Genomic DNA, 17427 nt, shown 5'->3' with positions numbered 1-17427 from the left:
CCAATACAATCACTTTTTCAGCTGATTTTGCAAGATCTTCCTGCACAAAAGCGCCATAAGATAGCGTTATTAGAATCTTTTCAGATCACAGAAGAAGATCACAAAAAATGGTTAAGAGAGCGGTTATCTAAATCTAAACATATATTTCCTTTTAAAGTGACGGTTAGTCGGTTGTTTCAGACATTCCATCGATTTTGTGGTGATAAAATTCCACATGTCTTACTGGATTATTTATCTGAGCAAGGCAGTGTTCAGATGCACTATATCAATGCTGAACTCGAAGCCATGCCAAATATTATTCATCGTTCTTGGTATAAATTTTTAGAAGCTCTAGGCAGAAAGGAACTACTGGAATGGAACTCTGAAAGTGCATTCTCGACAATAAATCACGAAACCTATCACGATCAATTTGGCTCTGCGATCACACTGCGTAAAGAAGTCCATCAGCGTGTATTTGAAAGATTGTTGCAGTTAAGCCATCACGCGACTGAAAGACTACAGAGCGCCCTTTATGGTTATGCTAGCCAAACCATTCAACAAAGCTCAGCGGTAGCCAAGTGTTTATCTCAATATAGCGAAATATCAGCCTTGTATGTACACATTCGGTGCGCCACTGAACTTAGCCTCCGTCCGGTAAAATCGCCATACCCTTGCATGAAAAATTGTGCACATGAGATTGGGGTATGGACGGTGCAAGATAAGCGGAGTCATCATGAAGATGAATGGCGGCTATTGATATTAAGCGACTCGTTAAAAGTGCTCGTTATGGCTTACTGGCGTTTTCAATCAGCTTTTCAGCTTATGAGTACATCTTCACAAGATCGGCAAAAGCAACCCGTTGTAACGGTTTTTGATGGTGAGTATTGGTGTCCATTAGAACCAAAACAAGTCGCACGTTTATTTAAGCTTTATCTCAGCGATTTAGAACCTGGTACTTTCCGGCATGTCTCTGCACGAACTGTGTTTGAAGGGGCGAACACCAAGCATGACAATGATTTTTCGCAAACGGAATTGAATGTCTTAATGAACCACTTTGAACGGGGACAAAGTCCTTTATCGTCTTATCAGCTTTCGTCTATCCCTCAACTAGCAGAGAGACAAAGAGGAGTGTTAGAGCGCGAGTTTTCAACGCTTTTTAATACCAGGACTGACAAGGAAATCATTGATAGCCTAGAGAAAATTACAGAGGAGGGACGATATGTTATTTCATGAATGGGTCAATTTTTTTGAAAATCGTCTTCCTTTTCCTTCAAAACTTCATAAAGACGCGGTGCTTACTGTACTCACTCGTATCGATAGCCAGTGTCCTGCATTGCTTGATGAAAAGCGTTTGAAGTCAGATTCAGCCATTTCATCTCAAAGCAAGCCACTTTCGTTAGCGGTGCAAAGCCGAGCGGAGCTTGAAATGACCACCGCCATTTTAGATGGTTTATTTGAAGAGCATGTTCAGCATCGTAATACGTTAATTGCTCCTGTAGTTCGTATGCCTTTGCCTCGAGAAAAACCGGTGTTTCATACCAATCAGTTGCCTGTTTATTTCATTGAGATGTTAGTTGAACAGTTACATGAAAAGTCGAAGGAGCCCGTGTTAATAAAAGAAAATCACCTATCGAATGGAGCCATAGAAAAGCCTTCTGCTTACGCAGGACAGCTTTTGTTGATGGTGGCTTATAAAACGGGTTTAACAAAGCTAAATGAATTGTACGAATTGATGGTGGTTCATCATGATACGGCTGCTTCAATTGCCGACTTGGCCGTCATTAGCGTGTATTTACCAACTAGTCACCGCAGGCTTTACCTGCATGGAACGTCATTACTCGCATGGAAATCATTACTACCCTTGTGTGCCAGTGTTAAAACCTTAACGGAGTCGAAGCTCAACAAGTGGGTTAAAAGTGCATTAAATTTGTGGGTTGTAAGCGCTTGTGGCTCAGTTAACAAAGAGATCCTTGATGGGCATTTCGCTACAAAAGAGTCTGCTGTACTGAAAAGCATTGGTTTGCTCCACCATAGCGTTGGATTGCAAAACTTATGGCGATATAACCATGCACTAGATGAAGTGTCATTTATTCGGGCAATGACAGGGCAAATCGTCAAACATCATGATTATAGAGATAGCCCCAAATTCAACTCCGAACTGCGACATTTGTAATTTCAAGCAGCCAACATCATTTTGCTAAAAATGACGGCTGGTTGCTTGAACCCTAAACACTTCTTTGGACGATAATTTATCCGAAGTTGGGCTCGCTCAACTTCATCATCACTCACCGACCGTAAATCTGTTCCTTTCTTGATATATTGTCTCAACAGGCCATTAGCATTTTCATTAGCACCGCGCTCCCAAGAACTATAAGGGTGAGCAAAATACACATCGGTTTCTAAGGCTTGTGCTACTTCCATATGACCCGCAAATTCTCTGCCATTATCGGCCGTTATAGTATGAACAAATCGTTTGTATGGCCGTAATAAGTCTATCGTCGCTCTGGTCACATCTTCTGCTGATTTTGAAGGCACTTTTTTTACTAAATAAAACCGTGTGGCTCGCTCTAAGATTGTGACAATAGCGCCCGTACCATGTTTACCAAGAACTGTATCAATTTCCCAATCACCAAAACGTGTACGATTATCGACATCTTTGGGTCTTTCATCTATTGAAATGGCATTTTTTATTGCGGGAGCTTTATCTTTCTTGCCTCTTCTATAGCGTTTATGACCTTGGCGTAAATGACGAAACAGTTTACCGCCTTGCCGTTTATTGCAGGCAATAAAACGGTAAATCCATTCATGACTGACTTTTTCTCCAATACGAGTAAGAACGTGAGATATTTGCTCTGGACTCCAGTCTTGCGTTATTAAAAACTCAATAAATTCGACACGTTGTTGCGGTACTCGATACTTAGATGCGTTTAATCGCTTTGCCCTAGATAGTTGCTGGGCTGTATCTGGTGAATATTGTTCTTTTGTACCGCATCGTCTCAACTCTCTATAGAGAGTTGAGCGGTGACATTTTACGGTTTTGGCAATTTCAGAAATTGAAATTCCCTGTTCTAAAAGGGCAGAAATCTGGTATCGTCTTCCCTCGGTCAACTGCTGATAATTCATGGTAGTCCGCTTGTTTCTTTGGCGAGAAGAGCGTACCACTTTCAGCAGTTGGTTTCCTCTTCTACACCATTCCATGAATGTCGCAGTTATTATCTGAAATCAGGGCCAACTCATTGAACATAAATATCTTAATGACTCAGTTGAGTATAAGAAAGGGGCTGGCATTGAGTATGTGATACAGACTAGCGGTGAGAAAAGTAACGTGAAAACAGCGGATTCAATATTTGTTCACGAGGCACAATACCATACTCAACTACTTGATATATTGCAGCGTTACCGAGAAGTCGATCCTAAAGAAACGAGAAAATCCTTAGCTTTTTCTGAGGCGAAGAAAGAGGTGATAGCGCTGTCTAATAAACAACTTTCATGGCGAAGCCGATTATTGGTTGATTGGCTCATATCTTTATTCATCCATGGCTCTGCATGGAAAACAAAGCTAGCGATAAGCTCTTTGCTGACCTATCACTCTCGTATCAAAACCTTCATAAAACATGCTTGGTCTGATTTATCCATACTGGAAACTGATCTTGAAACATTTACTCAAGCTTGTCAGATTGGAATTGATCACTTTGAGGATATTAATAGCCAATATACGGTCGCACGCTTCTTACGGTATTGTTTAAAATATAATGGGTTTCCAGCCATTGATTTAGACATCTTTGATTTGGTCAATGCCTCAGGGAAGGTACGAGTTAATTACCTTCCTCCTCTCATGTTCGATGAATGCTGTCAAAGTTTCCTGCAAGGTAAAGGGGGACTCGAAAGGGAGCTTATCGTGTTCATGATACTGTGTTATTACGCAGGTCTTCGTGAAGATGAAGCCCTTCATTTAAAATGCCGTGATATCTATTGCGATACCGGAATGCTGTATATAACCGATGAAAAAAAACGCAAGACGTTTCATGCGGTTCGTAAAATTCCGTTATTTTTATTTCCAGATGATGCTTTGACGCTATGTATTGAACATTGTGAGCAAGTAGCTCAGCGACACGATGAGCAAGCTTATCTTTTTCAGTCTTGGAGTGAGGATGGAGGAAGAACTATCTATCAAAAGCTGGAAAATCAGTTTATAGGGCATTGTCGTCAACATTGTCAAGATCCACGCATTGTTACTCATACCTTTCGACACTGCGCAGCCAATAATTGGGTGATTTTGTTGTCATTGATTAGCTTCGATTTACCAATGGAAACAGTCCCGTATTTTCTAAAACATGCCTTATTTTCTAAAGAAAAACGAGATCAAGTTAAGGAGTATTTCAAGTCATTTAATCAGCCTTTGTCTTCTTATTTTCCTATATTGGATTGGGTGAGTGACAAGATTGGACATGCAAGTCCATCAACGATGTTTGGGGTTTACTTACATCTGATTGATTGGGTTGAATGGCAGATTTCATCAATAGAGCGTCCGCTCTCAAAGTCATTACTTGTGCAGTGGACGAGCGATTCTAATTATGGTTACGAACTCGTTAAATCTCTAAGCTCACCATGTGAAGATAATCCTGAGAAAGTTTTGCTTTTATTACAGGGGGTAACGGAATTTGTTCAACGCAAGCTTCCGAATAAACAGTGCTTCAAAGTCTTAGCTCCTAAAGTGTTGGATAGGCCGTTGAATATTCAAAGTGGCCTGATGTTTTCTGATTTTGTTTATCAAATCAGTTGGTTGCAGCAAGGTGTTCACGATAAGGCCGTTCACAATAGTTTACTTGATTGGTGTCAACAAGCCTCGACTATTCCTGAGACAATTAGTATTAAAGTGAACCAACGAGCGCCCTGGCTGCGTTTGTGTCAGCGACTTAATTCGATTTCTTATCAAGATAGGGACAGATTTAAGCGCCTTTCAGCTCAATCTATGAAATTTTTACGCTATTTTATTCACGATAAAGCGATATCTAAGAAATCTGATCTTCGAAGTATTCTTGTGTTTTATGAAAGCCTTGGAATGAGTGGGTTAACTGTCAAAATCATCAGTGATGATTTGAAGTCAAAAGAGGCTCAACACTGGCAGGATCTTATTGAACACAAAGGTCACTCTGTGCATTGGGTTATCGCAGATGATAAGTGTTTAAAGGCGTCGTTAAGGCCCTATAATTATCGCTGGCCTTTGTGGGACAATTTCTTAGCTATCGCTCAGCACATCCAAGCATATCATTCGTATGTACAGTTTAATGCCACTAGGGCGAATGATGGTAACGGTCTGATAGACAGCATGAACCTTCTCACTCACAAGGAGGCTCTATGATGGCTGGGTCATGGGTGATATTAGATAAAAATGGTCGACATAAGTTTATTAAGTTCATTGCTACTGCATTGGTTGATAATGAATTTTGCAATTTGTTATTAACTTTTAAACCGTATAAAAGTGAGCTCCATATATCGAATCATATTGGGTGTTTATCCGGTGTACATGCCGGTTATACCTGGTCAATTATTGATTCAACAATAACGGCTGATATAAGTATCGAAGTGCCAGCCAAAAGTTTTTACTCACTTATTGATAAGCTGATCTCATTTGATGGTCACATACAACTGATACAGATAAAGCATGATAAATTCCAATTAAAGTCGGTCTATGAATCGAGAGCCGATCAAGGGGATTTGTTTGGGGAGCTATCATCGGCAGATTTTATTCCCGTGAATGATGTTAAATACTCATTAACTGTGCCAAGTTCCTCGAATGAGAGTCACAATCAGTATTACTTTGACCAAGAGCCGCCAATACATTCTCTAAGCATAAAATCATCTGTATTGTTAGAATATTTAAAACATATCAAAGCGATAAACAATGTATCGTTTTCAAATGTGAATAATGATGAATTTACGTCATTTGTTTTCGGGCTTGATAGCAATGACAACAGTACCGATGAAAACAAGATAATGAAAATTTTATCAGGGAAGGGACAAATTTTAATGAGTTATGAGGTAGAGGTCGACCGTTCAATTGGGCAAGTAGGACGGTGCCATTTAAATGCGGATCATTTAAGTTATTTAATTGGCATACTCACTCAAGTAAAGAACACCGTCACATTAGAGTTGCATGGTGATAGACTGATTGTAAGGAATTTAGGGTGGTTTTGTAGTTTTAAAGTGATATTACCTAATTTTGACCGGGAATCCAGAGAGCGACAATTACGGGTATTTGACCGATTTGTAGAAGTCGATCGCCCTACGTATTTATTAGAATCACTAATCCGTTTAGATATAACGGAATCAAATGAAAAAAATAAGCTCAAATTGCAGTATAGCCACCAAGAGCCTACACAAATTCATATAGCGATACATAAGGGAACAATACAAGCCAGTGATGTGTTGACCATACCAACACCATGGTTTGACGACGATATCAGTATATCGATTAATGTTCAGGCTTTGAATGAAATCTTAAGGTTTCTGTCAGATGGAACTTGGATTGGATTTGATAAAAAAACAAGTGTTATGCATCTCAAAAGTAGTGATGGTAAACACTATTTTGCACTGCAGTGTATGAGCTCTGAGTAAGGTGCGTAAATTCTCTCCAGAGAGGAATAAATCTTAGATAATTGCTTTAAGCTTTCATCAGTGAGGTCGCCTTAGTTAGCTAAGGCCTCATGCGAAATAAGTACACAGGAAAAGCTATCGCTAGCAAGCGGTAGATTGCTAGTATGAAGCATGAGAGTTACCTCTTGTTGTTTTTGATGAATGATTAAACACCTTTAATCAAAGTGACTAACACTCAACTTTTCAAATTGAAGTATCAGATCTAGTCTGAACTTATACACTTTATCTCTCATGTAGGTAAAGAACGCTACTAAGTCATTAAATTATGTGGATAGAGAGGGATTGGTTATAATATGACAGATGGTTTATTTTTATAATTAAAGGAGATGTCTCGTGATTCAAATTAATTTGTCTGCAGGTTTTGTTCCTTTATTAATTGGCTTATCTTTTTTATTTATCGGTGGTGGTCTAATGCTCTATTATGCTTATCGTTGGGACAAGCGTCATTTGAAAAAAAAATGACCAAATGAATTAGGCTCGAAAGATGAAAAAGTTTCAAACATTAATTCGCTCCGACAACAATACTCCTTTCAAGCTTTCGTAAGTGAAAAGTGGATTAGCCCCGCCGTTGTGTTATTAACATTGGGAGGGGCAGATCTATTAAATAGCCAAATACTTCAAATACGCATTTCTTAAACGTTCTACATTGCTATTAAAGTAACTTGGTGTAAGTCGGCTTCTGCTATAGTACTGTCTTGAAAGATCATGTTGGAAGCTTAACTTTGATCCTAGACCAGTATTGAGCTGATTATGGGTTTCGCCTACGCGAGTTTGCGCAGATAGAGAAAACTCATCAGTACCCCTCACCTGCACATAACCCGGTTTCATATCTCGCCAGAATGTCAGTGGGAACGATACGCCGGCTGTGACGAATTGTTCATTTTCACTATTAAGATAAGAGGCAAACACTTTCACATCACCTAACCAATGATTTGTGGTGGCTTGTATTCCTCTATCACCCTCCCAGAACTCACCGGCAGTGACTTCAAATTGCCAATTGTATTGAGGAATCGAGAGGGTATAGCTACCCAAAACCGTCCCTTTATTATCCATTGAATTACCATACTCATCATAGTCATCTTTGTAAGTGAACTCACTCACTTGGAAACTTAAAGAGTGGTAACCTTCAGGAGAATACCAAGTGGTTTCGTTAGCGCCTCCAAGATAACCGCCATAAATATAGCCCGCAGAGAATTGCGTCATCATATTAAATGGCAATCTAAAGGCTTGGTGAAGAACCGCTCGATCGATTTCATTGTCAAACTGATTATTTCCCCAGATTTTGCCATCTTCATAATCATCGCTGTTATCAATCGGAAGAAGGTAGCGAACGTCGGCAGCAAATCCTTTCCATAAAGGAATGTAAACATTGGTTGCGAGTGCGACGGAGTAATCTAAAACGCCGTATTCCGTTGCTAAGGAATAACGAGCTGCTGGGGAAACGATAACTTGCGTTCGACCTAAACCATTATTGATTTTATGATGTTGCCATTGAGCTGCATCTAATTTAGCGGTGAGATTATCCGTTGATATTTTCAGCTGTTTACATGCAATGCCTGATAATAAGAACTCTTGGTAGCATTTAGCTTCGGTTGTGATGGATAGCATCGGTATACCATTCGCTAACATAATAAGATCAATATCGGTGTCTTCAGTATTGATCTCTAAGTTGTGTTTTAGCGATTCACCGGCGTTGGTTGTTATAATACCTAAGGCAACCCCGGCACCATCGATTTGGTTTCGGTTATAACGTCTGTTTTCTAAGGCAATAACTATGCGATCTTGGACTTTACCTATTTGAATATTGAGAAAACCCTCTTGTTGTAGCTTTCTTGTCAGCGTCGTTAAACTAGAAAGTTCCGAGTGAGTCAGTTCTGAGCTTAGTAAATCCTGAGGTGTCGGTTTATTTTTTGTGGTGGTGTAGGGTTGGGTATCAGAGTATCCCATGACCGGTACAGTGATATTCGCCCCCCAGATATTATGGTCGGTATCTTCTCGTGTTGTATAGACTTGATAATTGACACTTGCTTGAATGTCATGAGGAAGCCAACCTTTTGGTGTCATCGCTTTAACGCTAGAGTTAAATTCCGTGGCATCATATTCGCCTGTTAATTGAATAAATGAAAACGGCTGGAACTCGATACCACCAAAAGGGCCATCCATGATCCCTGATTCAATTTTTGATTGGCTATAACCGGCACTGAACCGTAATGGTAAAAACTCAAAACTTTTATCCGCAACAATGTAAGTTGTTTGGAAGTTATTGGCTGCTCCTCCCATATCTTGAGCACCAATGGCTAAGTTAAAGCCCGTATAGTCATAAATGAATGGGAGTTGGTATTTGGCTGACGCGGATAAATCACGAATACCGCAATTAGATTCTGTATAAATATTACAATCGTAGGTTTGTGTGACTACTCGGCCAGCCACTTCCAGACCTGGAAATACCCCGAAGCTTCCAACCCAGTTATCGAGTTCACCAATACCTTGTTTATAAGGAACACCTTGTCCGTAGTACAAGTTAAATTTACCGGTATCTAAAACTTGCGCATTTGGCGTATTCGTTAACCCGGTGAAACTTTGGTGTGACGATAAATTATCAACGGCTGTACTAGCAAAGATCGCTGGTGATATGAGTGTTAGAGCAATGGTAGTGGTTATAGATGACGCTTTTTTTCTCGTCTGCATGACAGCATTCTATCCTTGTAGTTATTATGCAGATAAATAAACGCCGCTAAATATTTTTCATTAGCGGCGTTAATTCAGATGGTTTTAACTTAAAGGATTATGCACCTGTACCAGTGCTTCCTGTACCGCCAGTACCACCACCGCCTGTTGCAGGTGTATCAGGATCGGTAGGCTCAGGTTTTGTTGCAGCGGCAGTATTCTCTTCTAGCGCTTGCTTAACATCATCTTCTGAAATTTGATCAGACTGAACTTTTTCTACAAAGTCAGAATTTTTGAGTTTTTCTTTTAAGTTAACAACCTTTTCTTTTCCTGAATCATCAAGCGGGAAGTTAGGCATATTTTTAACCAAGATTTCTGATAACTTTTTGGTCACAGCTGCAATTTTGGTTGGATCCGCATCAGGCAGAGCGCTTACTGCATCAGATAAAATCATTTTAGTAGCAGCAAGTTTAGAGAAAAGGGTTGGGCTATTCTTTTTTAATTTTGCAACTGATGACTCGGTCTCAGAAAGAAGTTCTTTAATAGAAATACCATTGTTGGCGATTTCATCTAAACCAAGGCTCAATAAGATATCGCTAGCGGTTGACTCGTCATAAGCCGCTCCATCTAATTCTTTGTCAATTAAAGTGGTGAGAGGCGATAAAGTAGCACTTCCATCACGAGAAAATAAGCCTTTTGGTGCTGAGTATTTAACACCAGACATGTCTCGACCATTTTCCATATCAACAGCATCATTATTGCCTGTAAAGGTTAAGGTGCAGTTCTCTGGATCGTACCCGGTTAGATCCGTTAAACCATTATCATCCGTCGCATCACCTGTTACTGTTGTGCCATCATCACAAATAGCGCTAGGGATCATATTTCTTACTGGTCCATCATAAGCTTGAACTTCCATGGCGCTTGTATTTGAACCTGAGTCATCACTATCACTACCACAGCCATATAAAAGAGCACTTGCAATACACAGTGAGAGTATCTTTGCTTTATGATTTTTCATCCTTACCTCATAAATAAAATAATTAATTTAATGATTGCCCATCATAAGAGAAGCCATCCCTTGGATCAGCACACAGTTTCACTTACACACTACCATATTTCATTTGTAGGTGGTTTGTAAATAATCAAAGTGCCACAATGTTATTAAGTTTTTATTTATTTGCGATATGAATGAGTGGGGAGTAGGGGCTGGTTTACTCAAATGAGTAAACCAGCGAGGGGTTTTAAGCAAAAATTGCGCTATTTTGTGGTGTCGCTTTTGTATTCATAGTGATAGTAACCGTAACCACCATAAGCAGTGGCCGCTTTTGCTTCCATGGCATTAAGAATAAATCCTTTAACGTTAATACCATTTTGCTCAAAGCGTTGTAATGCAATCGTTGTTTCTTTGACTGTCGTTTTATCAAATCGTCCAACCATTAGCGTTGTACCAACATGTTGTCCAATAATTGCTGCATCTGTAACGGCGAGAATAGGAGGAGTGTCGACTAATACAAAATCATAATTTTCAGAGCACCAATCAAGTAAAGCTTTAAAGCGAGGATGCATCAATAACTCAGAAGGATTTGGTGGTATATCTCCGCGGGTAATGCAATCTAAATTATCAATAGTTAATGATTGAATAATCTCATTCATCTCAACCTGGCCACTGAGATACTCAGAAAGACCTGGACTTACTTTGCAGTCAAATGTTTTGTGGATATGCCCTTTACGCATATCGGCACCAATGATTAAAGTCTTTTGACTTGATTGAGCTATGACGGTTGCGATATTTGTTGAAATAAATGACTTGCCCAGTGACGGGCCGGGTCCTGATATCATTAAAATATTATTTTTAGCTTCCATCATGGCAAAGTGAAGGCTAGTTCTGAGGCTTCTCAAAGCTTCAACAGAGATATCGGTAGGGTTTGCGATGGATAGAATCGATTGCTCGATAGGAAGGTTTCCCTTCCTCTTTTCTCTTTTTTTCTCTGTATTTACTTGCCAGGATGAAAGAGGAATAGAGGCATAAACAGGTAGGCCAATATCTTCTATTTCATCCGGTGATTCAATCCCACGGTGCATCGCGGTTTTTAGTAGCACCAGTGCTACAGAAATCATCCCACCAAGTAAAGTAGCAAGAACAGCAATTAACGGCTTTTTAGGCTTGACCGCTTGAGTAAAACTTTGTGCGCCATCGATAATGCGAACATTACCAACGGTGCTCGCCTTAACGATGTTGAGTTCTTGTACTTTGTTGAGGAGCTGAATATAAATTTGTTGGTTTACTTCAACATCACGTGTCATTCGTAAAATTTCACGCTGTGTTTTCGGCAACTTTTCTATGCGTTTATCTAAACGTGCTTTTTCGGTCAATAAAGTTTTTCTTTTTGACAATAAGGATTGGTAAGCAGGGTGGTTTTTGGTGTAAAGCTTTGAAATATCGCTTTCTTTAAATGTCAGTTCATTTAATTGAGATTCTAATGAAACCATTACGTCTAACGTGGATTGGGCTTCCATGTTGAGGTCGACTGATTCATTAGTTTGGCGGTATTGATTTAATTTGTCTTCTGCATCATTAAGTTGCTCTTTAACGGATGGTAAGTGTTTCTTTAGAAAGGCCAAGCTGCTTTCAGCTTCTGCTGAGTTGCGTGCCACGTTTTGCATAAAGTAGTTTTGGCTAATATCGTTTAATATAGCTTGAATATCAACACGGTTTTCACCTGTAAGAGACAGTTGCAGTATCCCTGTTTGCTTACCTCGCTCACTAACGGCAAGATCATTTTGTAAATTTTGTATCGCATCTAAACGGCTAATTTTTCTGATAGTAAAGCTATCATTATCATCAGCTTCTATATTGGTTACAAATAAAGAGTAGTCATTGCCTTGAGCTAGTTCGCCGACCTTCCCTTCTAAAATTATGTTGTTATTTTCATCACTAAGAACAAACGAACCAACGGATTGAGCTGTGACGGTAAGTGTATAAGCCTGAGGTTCTGTCATATCTGGAACATCAAATCGACTAATTTGAATATGCTGAGAATCTCCGAATATTCGAGATAACCCTTTACCTACAATAGGGAAATAGTTGCCAGAAGCTACGGTAGTGAGATTAAGGTTATCAACGGTTTCACCCAATACCATACGAGATTTTAAAATTTCAATTTCTGTAGCCGCGGGTGATTCTGTATCAAACAGATCCGTCATTTCACTATTAAGTGCAGGTAGACCCGTACTTTTTTGCTCGACTTGGATCAAGGCATCTGTTTTATAAATCGGAGTGGCTAATAAAGCATAGCTCACACCTAAAACCGCAAAAATGAAGGTGGTGATGATAATAAACCAACGATGGTCTAATAAAATGCCAAATAGTTTACCAAGATCAATCACATCACTGTGAGAGGATGCATGGCCTGAGCTTTCTTTGTGTGTGCTGTTATTTACAGTCATCTTGATCCCAAAGGCTATAAAGTAAAGTGTTTGTGTATGATTTATACCCAAGTACCTAAATAACTTGGCTAAAGTGCTTAAATCATGGTTACTATTTTAATCTTTTCGCCCAGGCGACCGAGGCTTGTTCGATTAATGTAAATGCATATTCAAAAGCTTCTCGACTTTTTTTGTATGGATCCGGAATGTCTTTTCTTCCAATCCACTCTCCAAATAATAAAGTCTTACCGCGAACTTCTGGTGCTATCTTGCTGACAGCGTCAATATGTCCTTTTTCCATGACTAAAATAAGATCGTAGTCACGGCAAAGTTCTCGAGTTAATTGCTGCGCGGTGTGGTTATCCAATGAAACATGATGCTCTGCCGCTAAGGTGCTGGCTGTTTCATCTGCCGGTTTGCCAGATAAACCGCTTTTCTCTGTTGCTATCCCTGCTGATGCTATTTGTTTATGGGGTAGCTCTTTTTTTAGCAGGCGTTCTCCCGTTGGAGAGCGGCATATATTGCCTACGCAAACTACCAGTATTTTGTTAAACATGTTATTCCTTTCATACAACCAGTGGAATAAGAACGACTATCACACATTGAACGTTATTGTTGTGTGATAGTCACTCATTTTTATCAACATTACTTTAAGTCGGTCTATTACTTTAAGTCTGTATAGTAATTTAAGCCTTCAGATAGGTTATTAAATCCATTGATGGTTGGGAGTAATTTCATAATTACGCGATTCCATCGGGTAATTGGTGCTGCCGTTACATACACAATATCGTAAGGTTGCATTTCAAATTCGGTGCCGATCACTAGCGCAGTTGCATCTTTAATATCAAGTTGATAGATATTGGCAATAGGTGCTGGCTTTTGCTCTTTACTACTTTCACTGGATGTGGATGCATTAACCTCTGATTTTACATTTGAGTTTGCCGTTGTAGTCGGTTGCTTGATTGAGCGAATAACAAAGACTCCGGTTGCATCCGCATCAAGCTGGTTAATTCCACCAACACTGCTTAATGCTTCAGTTAAACTCATGCCAGCGCGATCGATACGCAGTAATTGGGGATCATTGACCTCTCCCATAACAAACACTTTTTGGTTGTCATTACGGGGAACATGAATGATATCGCCGTTTTGGAGTAATCGGTTTTGAGTTAAGTCACCTCGTTGCATTAAAGCATAAAGGGAGATGCTTTCTTCTTGTCCTTTTCTGGTTAACGTTATATTTCGCCAATCAGCATCAGCGCTTAGCCCACCGGAGCGGTTAATAGCATCGAGAATAGTCATAGGGACGTTAGTGATAGGCTGTTGACCTGGCTGTTTTATCTCACCAGTAACGTAAGCTTTTTGAGCTCGAAATGCCGCGACGTTGACATCAACTTGAGGACTTTCTATGTATTTAGCTAGACGAGTCGCTATTTCATCACGGATTTGAGTGACAGTTTTCCCTTCTACATGAACAGTACCAATATAAGGATAAAAAATCGTACCATCAGAATGTACCCAGTTACCAGATTCACTTGAACTACGATAAGAGCCGGCAGGTATTGTTAACTCAGGGTGATCCCAAATAGTAATATTGAGAATATCGCCAGGGCCAATGTAATAATTATATTTTGCTACCTGTTCATCTAATGAGGGATTACTACGAGAAGCTACTTCAGGTGATTTAAATCCGATGACTGTACTTGGTGATAACTTATAGACGTTGACTCTACTTGAAAGATCATCTTCTGATTTATTTTCATCAGAATTTGAAGAGGTTTCTGGTTCAATGACATTTTTTCCTGACAAGCTAAGGTGAGAACCTGGCATAGTACAACCAGACAGCACAAGGCTAACCAACAGTAAAGATAACGGCTTTTTTGATATATTCATACAATCCATTGTTTCATTTGATGTGAAGATGAAATGGTTAAAAAACATTCACAATTATGCATTATCAACATTTTTGATAATGCTTATACCTTACTTGGGTTAATAAAATGTTAACTTGCATTAAGGTGAGTACTTTGAGACATTTCGATGATACTCCATGTGTATTTATAAATAAATAAGCGTAACGCTTTAATGAGAGTTGCAATGTTCAAATGCTTCTAACAGATACTCCCCTTATAGGTCTGTTGTTGATTTTTTGCTCCTTAGCTACTTTTTTTTTAACTAAAAACGAGTTTTTTATGTATCATATTCATGCAAGAAATGAATGAATGTATTCATTTTGCTTGGTATGTCGATTGCTTAATCATTGTGGTGCCAGCAACTTACCAAAAATAGACTCAATTTTAAGGATGAAATTTTGCTGTATATTACACTTGAACTGCTCATCATATTTACATTTTCCTTGAGTCTCCTCTATGCGTTAAGAAGTTTAGCGAAAAGAATCCAGTTAGTTGATGTACCTAATGCTCGAAAAAATCATAGCGGGGCGATACCTCTCGTTGGCGGTATTGCCATTAGCATCACTTTTTTACTGTATATTTTAGTTAATCCATCAAGCTTTACTTACCCCTATCATCTTTGCTCCGCGATGGTTATTTTACTTGTGGTTGGTGTACTTGATGATAAATATGATGTTGATTTTAAAATTCGTTTTGCAGTTCAGGGCGGATTAGCATTAGCAATGATGATTTTTGCTGATGTGAAACTTCATTCTTTAGGTGATATTCTTGGGGTTGGTGATATTCATCTTGATTGGTTTGGCTATATAGTGACTGTTTTTGCAGTGATAGGCTTGATTAATGCCTTTAATATGGTGGATGGTATTGATGGCTTATTAGGTGGGTTATCTATTGTAACCTTTGGCGCAATGGGGCTGCTGCTTGCTGTCGAAGGATATCTAAACGATGCTTATATTTGTTTAGTTCTTATCATTATTATGTTGCCTTATGTTTTATTTAATCTTGGGCTATTAGGCCGTCAGCGTAAAATTTTTATGGGTGACGCTGGCAGCATGATGATAGGTTTTATTGTGGTTTGGTCTTTAATGTGTATGAGCCAAATTGAAGGAAGAGTTTCAATTAGACCTGTCACTGCATTATGGTTTGTTGCTATTCCTTTGATGGATATGGCTGCGATTATGATCCGTCGTATTCGACGTGGTGACTCTCCATTTAAGCCAGATCGAGAACATTTACACCATATTTGCCAACGTTTAGGGCTTACTTCTCGTCAAACGTTATTAGCGATATGTTTCTTTGCCTCATTATGCGCAGGGTTTGGTCTTTATGGTGAAGCTCAACATATTTCAGAGTCTATAATGTTTTTCTCATTCCTAGCTTTATTCATTATATATGCTTTATTGTTATCTTATATTTGGCGAGTCACAGCTATGTTAAGATCTTGGTTTAATTTAGAAACTAACCATATCGAAGTAAAAACTACATCTTTAAATAAAAGCGGTCAATGAAGATAATCTTCGATCATAGAGTTCAATGATCATTTAATGTACTCTAGCGCCAATTCAGTCTTTCATTAATTTTTAAGTAGTGAGTTACATTATGAAAATCGCCATTGCAGGTACAGGCTATGTAGGCCTTTCCAATGCCGTCCTACTATCGCAACACCATGAAGTGGTAGCAGTCGATATCATTCCTGAAAAAGTGGAAATGATTAACAATCGTCAATCTCCTATTGCTGATGCGGAAATTGAGCAGTTTTTAGCAGAAAAAGAATTAAATCTGACTGCGACATTGGATAAACAAGCTGCTTATCAAGGCGCTGAGTTTGTTGTAATTGCCACCCCAACCGATTATGACCCACAAACCAATTACTTTAATACGTCATCGGTTGAAGCGGTGATTCGTGATGTGATGGCCATTAATCCTGATGCGGTCATGGTGATCAAATCGACAGTACCAGTGGGTTATACCGCGAAAATTAAGCAAGAAATGCAGTGTGAAAATATTATGTTTTCACCTGAGTTTTTACGTGAAGGTCGTGCGTTATACGACAATTTATACCCATCTCGCATCATTGTCGGTGAGCAATCTGAACGAGCTCAAGTCTTTGCTAATTTATTGGTAGAAGGTGCGGTTAAAGACAATATTGATGTGTTGTTTACTGATTCGACTGAAGCTGAGGCAGTGAAGTTGTTCTCGAACACTTATCTTGCGTTGCGTGTTGCTTATTTCAATGAGCTCGATTCTTACGCCGAAGCGAATGGCCTAAATGCACGTCAGATTATTGAAGGTGTTGGTTTAGATCCTCGTATTGGTAACCACTATAACAACCCATCTTTTGGTTACGGTGGCTATTGTTTACCGAAAGATACTAAGCAACTTCTCGCCAACTATGACTCAGTACCGAATAATATTATTGGTGCGATTGTGGATGCGAACCGCACTCGTAAAGATTTTGTGGCGGATTCGATTATTAAGCGCAACCCGAAAGTCGTGGGTATCTATCGTCTGATCATGAAAGCAGGCTCAGATAACTTCCGAGCGTCGAGCATTCAAGGGATTATGAAACGTTTGAAAGCGAAAGGCATTGAAGTTGTAGTGTATGAGCCAGTATTGAAAGAGGACGATTTCTTCCGTTCTCGTGTGATTCGTGATTTTGAAGAATTTAAACAAGTCTCGGATGTGATTGTGTCTAACCGCATGGTTGAAGAATTGGCCGATGTTGCAGATAAAGTCTATACCCGCGATTTGTTTGGTTCGGATTAAAATCTAAAAGCACAGCGGGTTG

General features: G+C 39.3%; 13 protein-coding genes. 7 read left to right on the top strand and 6 right to left on the bottom strand.

What is annotated here, in order from left to right:
• The first annotated feature begins 171 nt into the window (after positions 1-171).
• Together VRUMOI_RS11245 and VRUMOI_RS11240 are read left to right on the top strand one after the other, a co-directional pair.
• Positions 172-1212 (top strand): hypothetical protein, encoded by a 1041-nt coding sequence (locus VRUMOI_RS11245; RefSeq protein ID WP_162598368.1) that lies wholly within the window; start codon positions 172-174, stop codon positions 1210-1212.
• Positions 1199-2152: a hypothetical protein gene (locus VRUMOI_RS11240; protein WP_110410655.1), complete on the top strand. Its 954-nt coding sequence runs from the start codon at positions 1199-1201 to the stop codon at positions 2150-2152. Before VRUMOI_RS11245 ends, VRUMOI_RS11240 begins: the two co-directional genes overlap by 14 nt.
• Positions 2153-2154: 2 nt before the next feature.
• Here the strand turns inward: VRUMOI_RS11240 and VRUMOI_RS11235 are convergent, their stop codons facing one another.
• The gene (locus VRUMOI_RS11235; RefSeq protein WP_110410617.1) at positions 2155-3102 is read right to left on the bottom strand and encodes an IS30 family transposase; all 948 of its coding nucleotides are present in this window, start codon (positions 3100-3102) and stop codon (positions 2155-2157) included.
• Positions 3103-3304: 202 nt separating this feature from the next.
• Between VRUMOI_RS11235 and VRUMOI_RS11230 the strand changes: the two genes are divergently transcribed.
• The 3 genes from VRUMOI_RS11230 (at position 3305) to VRUMOI_RS19615 (ending at position 7098) form a co-directional block, all read left to right on the top strand.
• The gene (locus VRUMOI_RS11230; RefSeq protein WP_162598367.1) at positions 3305-5341 is read left to right on the top strand and encodes a site-specific integrase; all 2037 of its coding nucleotides are present in this window, start codon (positions 3305-3307) and stop codon (positions 5339-5341) included.
• Positions 5338-6597: a hypothetical protein gene (locus VRUMOI_RS11225; RefSeq protein WP_089139861.1), complete on the top strand. Its 1260-nt coding sequence runs from the start codon at positions 5338-5340 to the stop codon at positions 6595-6597. The genes VRUMOI_RS11230 and VRUMOI_RS11225 overlap by 4 nt, the downstream gene beginning before the upstream one ends.
• A gap of 372 nt (positions 6598-6969) precedes the next feature.
• Complete coding sequence (locus VRUMOI_RS19615; protein WP_269459971.1) at positions 6970-7098, top strand: hypothetical protein; 129 nt, start codon at positions 6970-6972, stop codon at positions 7096-7098.
• Positions 7099-7236: 138 nt separating this feature from the next.
• Here the strand turns inward: VRUMOI_RS19615 and VRUMOI_RS11220 are convergent, their stop codons facing one another.
• The 5 genes from VRUMOI_RS11220 to VRUMOI_RS11200 form a co-directional block, all read right to left on the bottom strand.
• On the bottom strand, positions 7237-9324 hold the full coding sequence (locus tag VRUMOI_RS11220; protein WP_089139860.1) for a YjbH domain-containing protein: 2088 nt from the start codon (positions 9322-9324) through the stop codon (positions 7237-7239).
• A 97-nt stretch (positions 9325-9421) separates the two neighbouring features.
• Complete coding sequence (locus VRUMOI_RS11215) at positions 9422-10321, bottom strand: hypothetical protein (RefSeq protein WP_089139859.1); 900 nt, start codon at positions 10319-10321, stop codon at positions 9422-9424.
• 239 nt (positions 10322-10560) lie between these two features.
• Positions 10561-12750: a polysaccharide biosynthesis tyrosine autokinase gene (locus tag VRUMOI_RS11210; protein WP_089139858.1), complete on the bottom strand. Its 2190-nt coding sequence runs from the start codon at positions 12748-12750 to the stop codon at positions 10561-10563.
• A 91-nt stretch (positions 12751-12841) separates the two neighbouring features.
• Complete coding sequence (locus tag VRUMOI_RS11205; RefSeq protein ID WP_089139857.1) at positions 12842-13285, bottom strand: arsenate reductase/protein-tyrosine-phosphatase family protein; 444 nt, start codon at positions 13283-13285, stop codon at positions 12842-12844.
• Between the two features lie 107 nt (positions 13286-13392).
• Positions 13393-14619, bottom strand: a complete 1227-nt coding sequence (locus VRUMOI_RS11200) for a polysaccharide export protein (RefSeq protein ID WP_089139856.1) — start codon at positions 14617-14619, stop codon at positions 13393-13395.
• Between the two features lie 418 nt (positions 14620-15037).
• Here VRUMOI_RS11200 and wecA point away from each other — a divergent pair, with 418 nt between their 5' ends.
• Both wecA and VRUMOI_RS11190 read left to right on the top strand, forming a co-directional pair.
• Positions 15038-16147 (top strand): UDP-N-acetylglucosamine--undecaprenyl-phosphate N-acetylglucosaminephosphotransferase, encoded by a 1110-nt coding sequence (gene wecA / locus VRUMOI_RS11195; RefSeq protein WP_231897455.1) that lies wholly within the window; start codon positions 15038-15040, stop codon positions 16145-16147.
• Between the two features lie 91 nt (positions 16148-16238).
• Positions 16239-17405, top strand: coding sequence for a nucleotide sugar dehydrogenase (locus VRUMOI_RS11190; RefSeq protein WP_089139855.1), 1167 nt, complete (start codon positions 16239-16241; stop codon positions 17403-17405).
• The last annotated feature ends 22 nt before the right edge of the window (positions 17406-17427 follow it).

Source organism: Vibrio rumoiensis, assembly GCF_002218045.2.
Taxonomy (GTDB): Bacteria; Pseudomonadota; Gammaproteobacteria; order Enterobacterales; family Vibrionaceae; genus Vibrio; species Vibrio rumoiensis.
Note: the sequence above shows the minus strand (reverse complement) of the source record. Positions and strands in the feature narration are given on the sequence as shown.

Bases quoted from the DNA above. Each gene is read 5' to 3' on its own strand.
- VRUMOI_RS11205 (WP_089139857.1), bottom strand. From the start codon at position 13,285: ATGTTTAACAAAATACTGGTAGTTTGCGTAGGCAATATATGCCGCTCT.
- VRUMOI_RS11225 (WP_089139861.1), top strand. From the start codon at position 5,338: ATGATGGCTGGGTCATGGGTGATATTAGATAAAAATGGTCGACATAAG.
- VRUMOI_RS11200 (WP_089139856.1), bottom strand. From the start codon at position 14,619: ATGAATATATCAAAAAAGCCGTTATCTTTACTGTTGGTTAGCCTTGTG.
- VRUMOI_RS11215 (WP_089139859.1), bottom strand. From the start codon at position 10,321: ATGAAAAATCATAAAGCAAAGATACTCTCACTGTGTATTGCAAGTGCT.
- VRUMOI_RS11220 (WP_089139860.1), bottom strand. From the start codon at position 9,324: ATGCAGACGAGAAAAAAAGCGTCATCTATAACCACTACCATTGCTCTA.
- VRUMOI_RS11190 (WP_089139855.1), top strand. From the start codon at position 16,239: ATGAAAATCGCCATTGCAGGTACAGGCTATGTAGGCCTTTCCAATGCC.
- VRUMOI_RS11210 (WP_089139858.1), bottom strand. From the start codon at position 12,750: ATGACTGTAAATAACAGCACACACAAAGAAAGCTCAGGCCATGCATCC.
- VRUMOI_RS11235 (WP_110410617.1), bottom strand. From the start codon at position 3,102: ATGAATTATCAGCAGTTGACCGAGGGAAGACGATACCAGATTTCTGCC.
- VRUMOI_RS11240 (WP_110410655.1), top strand. From the start codon at position 1,199: ATGTTATTTCATGAATGGGTCAATTTTTTTGAAAATCGTCTTCCTTTT.